Genomic DNA, 13,749 nt, shown 5'->3' with positions numbered 1-13,749 from the left:
CCGCAGCGGCCACCAGGCCACTGTGCACCAGCTCCCGCCACCAGGCGCGTCACCGCTTCAGGAGTCGTACCGACAGACCATCCGCCGTGTAGACAGGTACGGCCCGCAGCTGGTCGGAGTTCAGCTCCACCTTGTCGAACTGGCCGCGCAGCCTCGCGTCGATCACCGGGACGGTGGTCCCGGCGACCGCGGGCTGCTTGTCGTCGAGGCGAAGCGACAGCACCGAGCCCTGGCCGAGGGTGACCCGGCCGGACACGGTCAGCACGGCGCCGTGGCCGCGGCGCAGCGGCAGGTCCAGCGTCGCGTCCTTCGTCTGCGTCCAGCTGCCGCGCACCCGCACCGGCAGCTCCGCTCGCACGGTGCCGCCGGTGAGCCGTACGTCGCCCCGGCCGAGGGCGTCCGCGTGGGCGGCGACCAGCGTGCCCGCCTCCACCACGGTGGCGCCGTGGTAGTCGTTGTGCCCGCTCAGGGTCAGTGTGCCGGAGCCGAGCTTGGTCAGGCCGCCGTCCCCGTCGATGTCGTTGCGCCAGGCGTCGGCGGCGTGGAAGCCGCCCTTCGCCGCGTCCAGGGTGACCGTCACGTCCGACTCGAACGAGGCGTAGCCGTCGGCGGCGGCGAACAGGTTGAGGCGGCCCCACTGTTCGAAGCCGTCCAGCAGCACGTACCCCGACTCCAGCGCGGTGGAGCGCAGCACCGCGCGGCGCTGCTCGGCGGTCAGGTACGGCTGACGGGTCTCCAGCAGCACCTCCGCGCCCTTGGGCACGGTCAGCGGCGTCTTTCGGCCCTCGCGCCTCAGGATGTAGGTGAAGCGCGGCTCGTTGGCCCGCCGGTTCGCCTCGCGGTCGGCGTATGCGTCGCCCGCGTCGGAGTGGGCGTAGGCGAAGAGGGTGTCGGCCGTGGTGCCGGTCTGCTCGGTGAAGTAGGCCAGGGCCTGGGCGCGCGCGGCCGCCTTGAGGTCGGCGTTGGCCGGGTCGGCGAGGGTGGCCGCGGCGAGGGCGGTGGCCATGACACGGCCGCCGATGACGTCCACCGTGTTGTGCATGCCGGCCACGATCCGGGTGTGGCTGAGCTCCAGGGCGCGGGTCACCAGCTCCTGGAACCGCTCGGGCACCGCGTACGCGAACGCCAGCGAGGCCAGGTGGAAGGCGTTGGTGTGGCCGCTCGGGAAGCCGCCGTCGTCCGTGGCGGAGGTGCCGCGCTGACGGAGCAGCTGCGGGACGACGACCACCTTCGAGTCGTACACCGGGAAGCCGAGCGCGTCGGTCCTCCCGGTGTCGACGACCTCGCTGTTCTCGTTCATGCGCCACGGCCGCGGGTACTGGAAGGCGTACTTGCCCGGGTTGCCCGAGGCGTAGGGGCCGCGCACGGTGTCGACGAGCTTGGCGACCTGGCCGAGGTCCGAGGTGTACGAGCCGGCGCCGATCGCGGATCCGGCGGGCGCCCCGGCGGGCACCGCGTCGCTGATCGTCGTCGCGGGCGTGGTGTCGGGCGCGCTGGTGATCGAGGTGACCGCCTTGGCGCCGGCCTTGTACAGGTCCGTCAGCGGGCCCAGGCCGGCGATCATCGCGTAGCTCTGGTGCTGACGGTCGTAGACGAACGCCTCCCGGCCCTGGGCCTCGGTGCGCTTGCGGGTGGTGTCGATGCAGTAGCGCATGTTGGCGCGCAGGATCTCCGGCCGCAGCGGGGTGCCGGTGTTCCAGGCCGAGCCGGTCTTCCACACCTGGGCGAAGCCGCCGAGTATCCGCACCACGGCGTTGGTCTCGGGCGTGAGGTTCGTCGTGAGGTTCGTCTTGTAGTCGTCGACGAACGGCAGGGGGTTCGTGACCGCCTTGGCGTCCGCGGCCCCGAGCCACGAGACCAGCGTCGGGGCGGCGACCACGGCCGCCGAGCCCCCGAGGGAGACCTGCAGGAAGCGCCTTCTGTTCACGACGGGTGACGGCATGGGTGTGCCTCTCTTGAGTTCTTCGGCGGTGCGGCCTGGGGGAGGAGCTGCGATCAGGCGCGGCCCGTAGGTCTTCTGACGGCGTGTGAGCCGGATGAAGCGTACGAGCGAACGATGTGTGAGCCGGATGATGCGTACGAGCGAAGATCTACGGCCGGGTTGTGTCTCTGCCGCGATGACCCGGCGACCGGAGCATGTCTCCCGCGTGAACGGGCGGCGTGTGCCGCACGGGAGGGAATGTGCTTCACAGAAGAGAGCGCGCGAGTGCCACCGCGCCCTCGACCGGGGGAACCGTCAGCCGCCGCGGCTGCGACGCGGGCAGTGCCTCGGCGAGCGCGGTGGTGAACGCCTCGTACAGCGAGGGCTGCCCCAGTACCGTGCCGCCCGCCACGACCACGTCGTCGGTCGCGACCCCGCGGGCGGCGAGCCGGACCACCAGCGCGGCGAGGGCCGCGCCGGCCTCGGCGATCACGGCACGGGCGGGCGCGGAGCCGTCGGCTGCGGCCGCGAACACGACGGGGGCGTGCCGGCCCCAGTCGGCGGAGACGTCCGAGGCGCTCTCCAGGGCCGCGCCGAGCGCCGGGACCTCGGGGACCCCGAACGCGGCGACGAGCCCGGCCGCGAGCGCGTCAGGCTTCTCCCCGCGGTCGTGGGCGGCCCATACGGCCCGGGCCGCCTCCCGGACGAGACCGGCGGCGCCGCCCTCGTCGCCGAGGACCGCGCCCCAGCCGCCCACCTGCACGGGGGCGCCGTCGGGGAGCACCCCCACCGCGACCGAGCCGGTGCCGGCCACGAGTCCGACGCCCTCGTCCAGCCCGGCCGCGGGCACGAGAAGCTCGGCGTCGCCCACGATGTGCGAGGGAACGCCGAGCAGTTCCTGAAGGGCGACCCGGATCTCCGCGCACTGGCGGGGGGTCTCGCAGGCGTGCGCTCCCACCGCGAGTGCGGACGGGTACGCGCCGGAGGGCAGCGCCGTGCGGACGAGGTCGGCCAGCCAGCGCGCGGCGGCGGCCGGGTCGTGCGGCCGCCATCCGCTGCTGGCACGGACGTGGTCGGCCACGACGTCGTCGCCCGCGCGGGCGACGAGATGCGTCTTGGTGCCACCCACGTCGACGCCGACCACGAGGGGACACGGAGGGGGAGAGTCCTGCACGGATCCTCTTTCGTCGTTGCGCTTGGGGCCCGGCCTGAATCCGGGCCCCGACTGCGACGGCGGGCGAACCGTGAAAGGGGAGGAGAGCGGAATTTCGGTGCACTGGTGAACTAGGGAAGCCCCGGGACGGGCCTCTGGTGAGGCACGGCAGGCGAGTACCGTGAAGTTCGTTAGGAAGTTAACTAACGAAGTACAGTGCGTCAAGAGTAATCGCGCACTCGACCGCCGCGAAGCCCGTCCGGGCCGCCGCGGGGCGGGACCGCGCGACGTCGGTCCATCCCATCGCCGCACCCGCCGAGCCGATCGAGCGGGCGCGCGGCCCGGTACCCGTGTGGGGGAAACTGTGGAACACGACGTGGCGGAAGTCCCCCGCCTGACGGAGAGCGCCAGCGCGGTGTTCGCCGTGCTGGCCCAGGCGGGCAGAGCGACCCGGCCGCAGCTCGCGAGCCTGGCCGGGCTGTCCAAGCCGACGGTGTCCTCCGCCGTCGCCGAACTGGAGGGCGTCCGGCTCGCCGCCCACTCCGGCACCGCCTCCAGCGGAACCGGCCGCTCTGCCGCCGTGTACCGCCTCGGCCCGGCCGCCGGTACCGTGCTCGCCGTCGACCTCGGCCCCGCCGTCACCCGGGTCAGGGGGTGCGCGCTGGACGGCGCCCTGCTCGCGGAGGCCACCGCCTCCCGCGAGGACGCCGCCGACGCCGTGCGCGAGGCGCTCGGCGCGCTGCCCGCCGGGGTGCCGCTGCGCACCATCGTCGTCGCCGTCGGTGACGTCACCCGGGAGGGCACCGGGGTGCGCCCCGCGACCGCCAAGGCCGGGCCGGTGTTCGACGCGGTGGCCGTCGCACTGCCCCCGGCCGTGCCGGTCCACCTCGAGAACAACGTCAACTGTGCCGCGCTCGCCGAACTGCACGAGGGCGCGGCTCGGGGCCGCCGTACCTTCGGCTACCTGCGCATCGGTGTCGGTATCGGTCTCGGCGTCGTCATCGGCGGACAGGTGCTGCGCGGGGCCAACGGCGCTGCCGGTGAGGTGGCCCGGCTGCCCTACCCCTGGGACGACGGCCTGGAGCCGCGCCACGAGGCTCTGGAGGAGCATGTCGGGGCCCGCTCCCTGCTGCGGCGGGCGGCGACGGCCTGGCAGGACGCGGACGGCCCGTGCCCCACGAGCACCGAGCACCTCTTCGCCCTCGCGCTGGAGGGCCGCGTCACGGCCCGCGCGATGGTCGCCCGGCACGCCGCCGACGTGGGCCGGCTCGCCGCCGCCGTCACCGCCGTACTGGATCCCGGACTGATCGTGCTGGGCGGCAGCACCGGCTCGGATCCGCAGCTCCTGCCCGGTGTGCGGGCCGAACTGGAACGTTTGAGCTGGCCCACCGAGGTGGTCAGCAGCACACTCGGTGATCTCGGCACCGTGGTGGGGGCCGCACGGCTCGCGGTCGCCCGAGGAGTCCAAACCGTGACCGAGGCAGCGCATGCGAAGGATTGACGGCCTCCGACTCGGTCTGCCAATGTCCGGACAAGCGCTTTCTAAGCCGGTCGGGACACCGGCTTGGGCCGAGCGTCCCGCCCGTACTCGACGTACGGCAACCGCACCAGGGCATGCTTGTGCGGCGACGGCCACAGCGGCCGGGGACCCTCGCCCGTCAGGATGACGCGGCCGGGCGAGGCCGCGCCCTCGGAAAGCGAACCCTCTTCCAAAATGCACCAGTGCCGCCTCGGTCGGCGCCGTGCTCCGTCCCCTACGACGAAATGGGATCGAAGATGACCACTGTGGGTGTGCGGCGCTCCCGCCGACTCGGCCGCGGCGGTATGCGCCGCCTGGTTCCCCTCGCAGCCGTGGCCTCGGCAGGTGCCATGCTGCTCTCCGCCTGCGGGTCGGGGTCCGACTCGGGCGGTACCTCCAAGTCGCTGACGTTCTGGATCTCCACGGTTCCGGGGCAGGACGCGGGCTGGAAGAAGCTGGTGGCGCAGTACAAGAAGGAAGCCGGCGTCTCCGTCAAGCTCGTCAACATCCCCTACGACGGCTACACGACGAAGCTGCACAACGCCGCGCAGGCGAACTCTCTGCCCGACGTGGCGGCCGTCCCGGCGCTGGACCCGATCTGGTCGAGCAAGCTGATCGACCTCAGTTCCATCGCCAACAACAAGAGCAACAACATCAACGCCAACTTCCTCGCCAAGGACTCGTCCGGGAAGGTGCTGGCCATCCCCTCGGACGTCACCGCGTCCGGCCTGTACATCAACGAGACGCTGTTCAAGAAGGCCGGTGTCTCCTTCCCGGCCTCGCCCCAGGGGACCTGGACCTGGACCGACTTCATCAAGGCGGCGGACAAGGTCCGGGAGAAGACCGGCGCCAAGTACTCCCTGACGTTCGACCAGTCGCCGTCCCGGCTGCGCGCCATGGTGTACGAGCTCGGCGGGAAGTACGTCCACGCGGACTCCTCCGGCAAGTTCTCGGCGGACGCCGCGACCAAGAAGGCCGTGAACTACTTCGTCGGACTGAACGACGACAAGACCATGCCGAAGTCGGTGTGGACCAGCGGCGCCGACCCGGCGGCGATGTTCCAGAGCGGTGACGTGGTCGCCTACTGGTCCGGCGTGTGGCAGGTCGCCGCCTTCTCGGAGAGCATCAAGAAGTTCGACTGGGCGAGCGTCCCGACTCCCGCCGAGCCGGTCCAGGCCAGCGACGTCAACAGCGGCGGCCTGATGGTGGGATTCAACAACAACGGTGCCGCGGCCACCGCCGCGCAGAAGTTCATGACCTGGCTGTACGAGCCCGACCACTACACCGAGCTGTGTGCGGCGTCCGGGTTCCTGCCCGTCGAGAGCGGTCTGAGCCCGAAGTACCCCTTCAAGTCGGAGGCGGCGCAGGCGGCGTTCAAGCTCTACAACGAGGAGATCCCGCTCTACGCCCCGATCTCCGGCTACTTCAACACCGCGCAGACGAACTGGGTGCTGAAGGGCAAGAGCCTCACCGAGGACCCGACCAAGACGGAACTCGGCAAGGCGATCAACGGCCAGCAGTCGGCCGACAAGGCCCTGCAGAACATCGTGGACGGCTACAACCAGCAGGTCGGCGGCTGAGCTCAGGCCGGGAGGCCCGGGCGGCGGGATCGAAACTCCGCCGCCCGGCCTCGGGCGACACGTGATGCCGGGCTCAGGGAGTGAGCCCACAGGAACCCATTCCACCAGCACGGAGTCAGGAAGATGACAAAACGCGCCTCGGACGTGTCCGCCGTGTCCGCGAGTCCGCCCAGGAGACACAACAGATACACCATCGCGCCGCTCGTCCTCATCGCGGCCAATGTTGTGCTCTTCGCGCTGTTCTTCGTCTGGCCGGCGGTGATCGGGCTCGTCTACTCCTTCACGAACTACACGGGTGTGGGGACGTTCCAGTTCACCGGACTGGACAACTACCACAACCTGTTCGGGGACTCCACCTTCTACGACGCGCTGACCCGCACGCTGCTGTACGCCGTGCTCTTCGTACCGCTGAACTTCGCGCTCTCGCTGCTCGCCGCCAACCTGGTGGTGAACAAGAACGCCAAGGGCGCGTCGGTCGCCCGCGTCATCTTCTTCATCCCATGGCTTCTGTCACCCATCGTCGTGGGCGTCCTGTGGCGGTGGCTGTTCGGCGAGAACTTCGGACTGGTCAACTACGTCATCGAGAAGCTCGGCGGCGGTGCCGTGCCGTGGCAGTCGAACGCGGACCTGTCGCTGCTGGTGGTGGTGTTCGCGGCATCCTGGGCCTGGACGGGCTTCACGATGCTGCTGTTCATCGCGGCGATCAAGAACGTACCGGTGTCGTACTACGAGGCGGCCTCGCTCGACGGCGCCGGCCCATGGCGGCAGTTCATCAGCATCACGCTGCCGAGCATCGCGCCCACCTCGTTCATCGTCATCCTGCTCAACACGATCAACGCGATGAAGGAATACCCGGTGTTCGTCGCCCTCAACAACGGCGGACCCGGCACGTCGAACAACCTGCTTGTCCAGTACATCTATGAGACCGGCTTCAAACGGGGCCAGATCGGCTACGCGAGCGCCGCGTCATTCGTGCTCATGCTCATCCTGATGGCCGTCGCGATCATCCAGCTGATCGTCAACCGGCGGGTGGAGAACCGATGACAACCACAGACATGCCACGCCCGGCCGACGCCGGCCTCGGACGGGCCGTTTCCAAGAAGCGGCCCCGCGGTGCGAGCAGCGGTGGGATCCGGCGGGCGGTGCCCGCGACGACACTGCTGTGGATCATGGCGTGCCTGTACGGGCTGCCGGTGCTGTGGTTCATCCTCAGCTCCCTCAAGCCGGCCAGCGACCTGTTCTCCTATCCGCTGACGGTGGTTCCGCACAACCCCACCCTGTCGGGTTACCTGACGGCGTGGCGCAGTGCCAACTTCTCCCAGTACTTCGTCAACACGGCCACCGTGTGCGTGATCACGACGATCCTCACGGTGGGAGTCAGCTGCTGCACCGGGTACGCGCTGGCCAAGTACGACAACAAGTGGCTCAAGGTCTTCTTCATCTGCATCCTGGCCACCACGATGCTGCCGTCCGAGGTCATGCTCGCCCCGGAGTTCCTGGTGGTCCGCAACCTCGGCCTCTACAACTCGTTCGCCGGTATCATCCTCCCGGCCGTGCTCACCGCGACCGGATGCTTCATGTTCCGCCAGTTCTTCCTGACGGTTCCCGACGAACTCGTGGAGGCGGCACGCATCGACGGCGCCCGCGAACTGTCGATCTTCCTGCGGATCATGGTGCCGCTCTCCCGGCCCATCATGCTGACGCTCGCCATCCTGTCCTTCCAGTGGCGGTGGAACGACTACATCTGGCCCCTTCTGATGCTCAACGACCCCAACAAGTTCACCGTGCAGATCGGCATCCAGAGCATCGTCGGCGCGCAGAACATCAACTGGTCGGTACTGCTCGGCGCATCGGTCATCTCCATGATCCCTCTGATCGTGATCTTCCTGGTCTTCCAGCGCTACGTCATGGGCGCCGACATCAACGCCGGACTGAAGGACTGACCTTGCCCACCCCGCTCGACCACGAGTTCGTCCGGTCGGCGGCCCGCGCCGCCGACCGCCTGGCCACCCCGTCGGCGGCCGGCCCCGACGAGGAACCCGCCGGTGTGCCCCACCGCGCTCTGGCCCGCCGGGTGAAGACCCTGGTCGCGGCGTACCGTTCCCCGGACTCGGCACTGCACGGCAGCGGGCGGGCCGTCGCCGCCGCGATGACCCACCTCCGCGCCCTGCGGGCCGCACAGACCACCACCGGACTCTTCGCCGGCGGCGACAACGTGCAGTCACCGCCGGACTCCGCGTTCACCGTCAACGACGTGTGCGACGCGCACGTCCTCGCCGCCGGCGCCGGGCCGGAACTGCACGACGTCACGGCCGCGCTCGCCGAGATCGCCGGCGCCGCCTCCGGCAGTCTCCTGACCGGTGGCGTGCACACCCCGAACCACCGCTGGGAGCTGTGCGCGGCGCTGGCCCGGCTGCACCGGTCGTTCCCGGACGGCCGGCTGCTCGACCGGGTCGAGGAGTGGCTCGCCGAGGGCGTCGACATCGACGCCGAGGGCCTGTACTCGGAACGGAGCGCCAACTACGCGGCCCACGTGTCCAACCCGTCGCTGCTGCTGCTGGCCGACGTGCTCGGCCGCGCCGACCTGCTGGACGCCGTCGAACGCAACCTCGCCACGACCCTGGACCTCATCAGGCCGGACGCAACGGTGGAGACCGTCCACTCGCGACGCCAGGACCAGAACCACCCGTTCCCGCTGGCGCCCTACCTGCCGCACTACCGGCTGCTCGCGATCCTCACCGGCCGGGGCGACTTCAGCCGGGCGGCCCGGCTGGCGGCCGCTTCCGGCATCGACGACCCCGACCTGCTCGCCCAGACCCTCCTCACCCCCCGCCTGTGCCACGAGCTGCCGGCTCCGGCCGCGGAGACCCTGCCCTGCGACCGGTACCTCACCACCGCGCGCCTCGCCGCACACGCCTCCACCACCGCGCACACCGTGGTCTACGGCGGCTCCGACGTGCCCGAGCACCGGCGCATCCGCTCGGGCCTCGCCTGCAATCCCACGTTCTTTCGCCTGTTCGCCGGCGACGCCGTCCTCGACGCGGTCCGGCTCTCGCGGGGATTCTTCGACATGGGCCCGTTCCGCGCCGCCGCCGTGCAACGGCTCACCGACAGCCGGTACCTGCTCACCGAAACCCTGTCGGCCGCCTACTACCAGCCGCTCCCACCGGGCCGGCGCCGGGACGGCGGCGGCTACCTGATGGCGGACGAGGGACGCTTCTCGGCCGCGATGTCCTTCCCGGACCGGCCCCGGGACGAGGTCTCCCAGACGACCCGCGTCGAGGCGGACCTCCGGGAGGACGGTGCCGACCTGCGGATCGACATCGGCGGACCGAGCGTGCCCTGGGCCCTCGAACTGACCTTCCGGCCGGGCGGGGTGCCGGAAGGCGCCGTACCGATCGGCGACGGACGCTGGTGCCTGACGACCGGGCCGATGACCTACCGGGTCGGCGACGACGAGATCCGGGTCGAGGTCGGCGTCCAGGCCGGCGAACCGCTTGCCGGGCCGGAACGCAGCGACGTGATGCGGTACGACCCCGGCCAGGACCACACCGTGGTGGGCGGCACCGACGCGACGACCGGGAACCGCGTCTACGTCGGTGGACAGGGCCCGCACACACTCACCGTCGCGCTGCGTGCCCGCCGGCCCGCATCTGCCGGGTGACCCGGACGACCCAGGCCATGGCCACCTCAGGCATGAAGGACTGATCCAGTGCGCCTCCCGCACCCTCCCGTGCACCTCCTCCACCAGCGTGGCCCGCTCCACGACCTGCCCGACACCCCCGAGGCCCACGACGCCGTCCTCGCCGACGTCACCGAACAGGCCCTGGCCCGGCTGACGCCGGAGGGCAACCTCGAACACCCCGACTGCCTCGACGACGTCGGCGACACCTCCCTCGGCATCACCTCCCTGCTCGCCCTGGCCTGGCAGCGCGGCAAGGACCCCCGGCTGCCGGAGGCGGTCCGCCGCAGCCTCGCCTTCCATCTGCGCGAGCGGGTCCACCGGGACGACAACCCCGGCTACCCCAACCTCAGGGTGCGCGACTCGGGCCTGCCCCACGCCCGCTACGTCCTGGCGGCCGGCGCCCACCCCATCGGCGACTGGCCGAGCACGGTATGGGCGCTGCTCCAGGCCGTGAACATCCTCGACACGGCCGACGGTCTGGTCGACGACGAGCAGCGGACCGAACTCCTCGAAGTGGCCCGCGGCTACTGGAGCTGGCTGACCGAGGCCACCTTCTTCAACCCGCAGGAGGCGGGCAACCAGGCCATCGGCTGTGTGGTCGGCGGCCTGATGCTGGCCCGCCACCTGCCCTCCGGCGAGGCGGAGCGGGTCCGCTCGCGCGCGCTGGAGCTCTACGACGGGAAGATCCGCGCCCACCGGGTCGCCGACCGGGGCGCCCTGCTGCCCCCCGAACACGGCGGCGCCTACGACAACAACTACGGCCCGATCTCCCTGTCCTTCCTCGCCCAGGCCCACCGCGTCAGCGGCGAGCCCGTCTTCGCCGAGGACGGGGACGCCCTCGCCCGCTACATCGACGCCCGCCTGACGAACGGCGGCTTCGACAACGGCGGCCCCCGCTACAGCGAGCAGCACTCCGCCTTCGAGTCGGTGCTCGGGCTGCGCTACTTCGGCGCCCGGATCGGCTCCGACCTGGGCCGCTACCGGGGCGACAGCCGCTGGGCCCGGCACGCGGTGAAGGAGGACGGCGGGGTCGACGGCCACTTCGCCTGGATGCTGGTCTGGCAGATCCAGGACACCACCCCCTGGCACCGGACGCCGTCCACGACGGCCTCGCGACACCAACTGCGCTCCGGCACGGTCTCGGTCGCCTTCGACGACCGGATGACCCCGGCCGTTCTCGAGGCGGCCGGCACCTACCACCTGCCCGCCGCCGTGAACCGCCGGCACGGCTTCGGACCCGTCACCGACGGCTTCCTGCTGTGCCGCCCGATGGGCGAGGTCCGCGTCCGCGACGTCCGTACCGGGGGCCTGTCCGCCAAGCTGGTCACCAAGCCGGTGGTCGGCCGCGACCACGTCCTGCGCCATGTGCGCTCCCTGTACGTCACCGACGGCACGGTCCTCTGGACGACCGTCGCCGTCGAACGCCTCGCCGGCACGCCGTACCTGCTGGCCGGGCTGCCGTACGCCGAGGACGACGGCGACCGGGTCCGCCGCACCGCGACGGGGGCCGTCTCCTCGGCGGGCACCCTGCGCCTGACGCATCCCGCGGCACAGGGCCCGGACCACTTCGACGCCCGTGCCGAACTCACCCAGGAGCAGGCGGCGTTCGCGCTCGCGGAGGATCCGCGCGGCTACGGCGACCCGGACCGGGGATGGGCGCACCTGGTGAGTTCGAGCGCACTGGAGGCCGGCCCGGTGCCGGACGCGCCGGACGACCTCCATGTGTTCGCGGTGGCGTACGGCACCGAGGAGCCGTTCACCGTGTCCGTGACGCGGGGCGAGGACGGGCTGACCGTACGCACGGACGCCTTCACCGCCGTACTCGGACCGGACGACGCGCACGCCGAGCCGGAGCTGACGGTGCGCGCGGTCGGCGCCTGACGGACCGTGGACGCCGTGCGTGAGACGGCTCGTACCGGCTCGGGCCGTCCGGACCCGCATGGAGTGGACGAGGTCGTGGCCGGTCCGACCCCGGGGCCCGGGTCAGACGGGTATCCGTACCACCAGGTCCGCCCGCCCCCGGGTCGCGGCCACCAGCTCGGCGTTGCGCTGGTCGCTCCGCTCCACCCAGGCCACCGCCTCCGCGTGCCCCTTGCCGAACTCCACGTGCCGCCCGACCAGCCGGCGCACGCGCTCCTCCTCGTCGGTCTCGCAGAACCACACCTCGTCCAACTCGGCCCGCACCCGCGTCCAAGCACCCGTGCCGAGCAGCAGATAGTTCCCCTCCGTGACGACCAGCCGGGCCGTCGGCTCCACCGGCACCGCCCCCGCGATCGGCTGCTCCAGCACCCGTTCGAAGCCGGGCGCGTACACCACGTCGTCGGTGTCGTCCCGCAGCCGGTGCAGCAGCGCCGCGTACCCTGGCGTGTCGAAGGTGTCCGGCGCGCCCTTGCGGTCGCGGCGGCCGAGCCGGTCGAGCTCGACGTCGGCGAGGTGGAAGCCGTCCATCGGGACGTGCGCGACCCAGGGTTCACCGGTGCCGTTCAGCTCCCGCACCAGCCGCTCGGCGAGGGTCGTCTTGCCCGCCCCTGGACTGCCCGCGATGCCGAGCAGCGCGCGCCGCCGCCCGTCCCCGGCGAGGGAACGGGCCCGGCGCAACAGATCGTCGAAAGTGAGCACACAGCAGAGTGTCGCAGTCTCCTGGAAGGAGACCCCACCCGGATCCGTACCGAAAGGAGGGCGACCGTGTCCGACGACGAGACGCAGATCCGCACCCTGATCACCCGCTGGGCCGACGCCGTCCACCGCGGCGACCTCGACACCGTCCTCGCGGGACACGCGGAGGACCTGGTGATGTACGACGTGCCGGCACCGCACGAGGGCATCCGGGGCCTGGCCGCCTACCGCGCCTGCTGGCCGCCGTTCTTCGCCTGGCAGGCCTCCGGCGCCCGCTTCGACATCGACACCCTCGACGTCACGGCGGGACACGACGTCGCCTACGCCCACGCCCTGCTGCGCTGCGGCACCCCGCGGGAGCTCGCCGAGGACCCCACCCTGCGGCTGCGTCTCACCTTCGGCCTGCGCAAGGAGGGCGGCCGCTGGCTGATCGCGCACGAGCACCACTCCTTCCCCCACGACTGACTGCGGGACTGTGGTGGGTGCCACACAGTTGCGGGGGCCGTTCCCGGGGAACCGGACCCTGTATGACGACGACGCTCGGGCTCCCCGACACCATCCAGGCCTGCCTCTTCGACCTCGACGGGGTGGTCACCCGGACGGCCGTGGTGCACGCGGCCGCCTGGAAGGAGACCTTCGACGCGTTCCTGCGCGAACGCGAGGGGGCGGGGTTCCGGCCGTTCGACCAGGGCGACGACTACGACGAGTACGTCGACGGCCGCCCGCGCGCGGACGGCGTGCGCACCTTCCTCGCCTCCCGGGACATCCACCTGCCCGAAGGAGCCCCCGACGACCCGCCCGACGCGCCGACCGTCCACGGTCTCGGCAACCGCAAGAACGAACTGCTCCTGGAGAAGATCCGCACCCAGGGCGTCGAGGCCTACGACGGCACCCTGCGCTACATCGAGGCGGTACGCGCGCGTGGGCTGCGCACGGCGATCGTCTCCTCCAGCGCCAACACCCGGGACGTGCTGCGGTCGATCGGCGCCGAGGACCTCTTCGACGTCCGGATCGACGGCGTCGTCGCGGCGGAGCGGGGACTGCCGGGCAAGCCGCACCCCGACACCTTCCTGGCCGCCGCCCGCGATCTCGGGGTCGATCCGGCGCGGGCGGCCGTCTTCGAGGACGCGCTCGCCGGGATGGACGCCGGGCGCGCCGGGAACTTCGGGTACGTCGTGGGCGTTGACCGCGTCGGACAGACCGAGGCCCTGTACGCGCACGGCGCGGACGTCGTCGTGAACGGCCTCGAGGACCTGTGAGGGCGGGGAGGGCGGG

At 71.6% G+C, this 13,749-nt stretch carries 11 protein-coding genes; 8 read left to right on the top strand and 3 right to left on the bottom strand.

The features are described 5' to 3' along the window. Positions 1–49: 49 nt before the first annotated feature. Both ABT057_RS03265 and ABT057_RS03260 read right to left on the bottom strand, forming a co-directional pair. Complete coding sequence (locus ABT057_RS03265) at positions 50–1,942, bottom strand: phosphatase PAP2 family protein (RefSeq protein WP_352340703.1); 1,893 nt, start codon at positions 1,940–1,942, stop codon at positions 50–52. A gap of 244 nt (positions 1,943–2,186) precedes the next feature. Further along, entirely contained in the window at positions 2,187–3,095 is a 909-nt protein-coding gene (locus tag ABT057_RS03260; protein ID WP_352340702.1) for an N-acetylglucosamine kinase, read from the bottom strand. Between the two features lie 355 nt (positions 3,096–3,450). Here ABT057_RS03260 and ABT057_RS03255 point away from each other — a divergent pair, with 355 nt between their 5' ends. From ABT057_RS03255 to ABT057_RS03230, 6 genes are all read left to right on the top strand, one after another. Then, on the top strand, positions 3,451–4,575 hold the full coding sequence (locus tag ABT057_RS03255) for an ROK family protein (RefSeq protein ID WP_352340701.1): 1,125 nt from the start codon (positions 3,451–3,453) through the stop codon (positions 4,573–4,575). 275 nt (positions 4,576–4,850) lie between these two features. Further along, a complete protein-coding gene (locus ABT057_RS03250) occupies positions 4,851–6,173 on the top strand; it encodes an extracellular solute-binding protein (protein ID WP_352340700.1) in 1,323 nt (440 codons plus the stop codon). Positions 6,174–6,296: 123 nt separating this feature from the next. Beyond that, entirely contained in the window at positions 6,297–7,217 is a 921-nt protein-coding gene (locus tag ABT057_RS03245) for a carbohydrate ABC transporter permease (protein ID WP_352340699.1), read from the top strand. Then, positions 7,214–8,116, top strand: coding sequence for a carbohydrate ABC transporter permease (locus tag ABT057_RS03240; protein WP_352340698.1), 903 nt, complete (start codon positions 7,214–7,216; stop codon positions 8,114–8,116). The genes ABT057_RS03245 and ABT057_RS03240 overlap by 4 nt, the downstream gene beginning before the upstream one ends. Before the next feature lie 2 nt (positions 8,117–8,118). Beyond that, complete coding sequence (locus tag ABT057_RS03235) at positions 8,119–9,837, top strand: hypothetical protein (RefSeq protein WP_352340697.1); 1,719 nt, start codon at positions 8,119–8,121, stop codon at positions 9,835–9,837. Positions 9,838–9,906: 69 nt separating this feature from the next. After that, positions 9,907–11,739 (top strand): hypothetical protein, encoded by a 1,833-nt coding sequence (locus tag ABT057_RS03230; RefSeq protein WP_352340966.1) that lies wholly within the window; start codon positions 9,907–9,909, stop codon positions 11,737–11,739. Between the two features lie 102 nt (positions 11,740–11,841). On the opposite strand, the gene ABT057_RS03225 is transcribed toward ABT057_RS03230, so the two are convergent. After that, a complete protein-coding gene (locus ABT057_RS03225) occupies positions 11,842–12,477 on the bottom strand; it encodes a nucleoside/nucleotide kinase family protein (RefSeq protein WP_352340696.1) in 636 nt (211 codons plus the stop codon). 66 nt (positions 12,478–12,543) lie between these two features. Between ABT057_RS03225 and ABT057_RS03220 the strand changes: the two genes are divergently transcribed. Beyond that, a complete protein-coding gene (locus ABT057_RS03220; RefSeq protein WP_352340695.1) occupies positions 12,544–12,939 on the top strand; it encodes a YybH family protein in 396 nt (131 codons plus the stop codon). Between the two features lie 62 nt (positions 12,940–13,001). Then, on the top strand, positions 13,002–13,733 hold the full coding sequence (locus ABT057_RS03215) for a beta-phosphoglucomutase family hydrolase (RefSeq protein ID WP_352340694.1): 732 nt from the start codon (positions 13,002–13,004) through the stop codon (positions 13,731–13,733). Positions 13,734–13,749: the final 16 nt, after the last annotated feature.

Origin of the sequence: Streptomyces sp. NPDC002588, assembly GCF_040295925.1 — a bacterium.
GTDB lineage: Bacteria > Actinomycetota > Actinomycetes > Streptomycetales > Streptomycetaceae > Streptomyces.
The sequence above is the reverse complement of the archived record's forward strand: the minus strand, read 5'-3'. Positions and strand labels throughout refer to the sequence as shown.

Excerpts from the sequence above, each read along its gene's own strand:
- ABT057_RS03215 (WP_352340694.1), top strand. The coding sequence starts at position 13,002 with ATGACGACGACGCTCGGGCTCCCCGACACCATCCAGGCCTGCCTCTTC.
- ABT057_RS03240 (WP_352340698.1), top strand. The coding sequence starts at position 7,214 with ATGACAACCACAGACATGCCACGCCCGGCCGACGCCGGCCTCGGACGG.
- ABT057_RS03250 (WP_352340700.1), top strand. The coding sequence starts at position 4,851 with ATGACCACTGTGGGTGTGCGGCGCTCCCGCCGACTCGGCCGCGGCGGT.
- ABT057_RS03265 (WP_352340703.1), bottom strand. The coding sequence starts at position 1,942 with ATGCCGTCACCCGTCGTGAACAGAAGGCGCTTCCTGCAGGTCTCCCTC.
- ABT057_RS03245 (WP_352340699.1), top strand. The coding sequence starts at position 6,297 with ATGACAAAACGCGCCTCGGACGTGTCCGCCGTGTCCGCGAGTCCGCCC.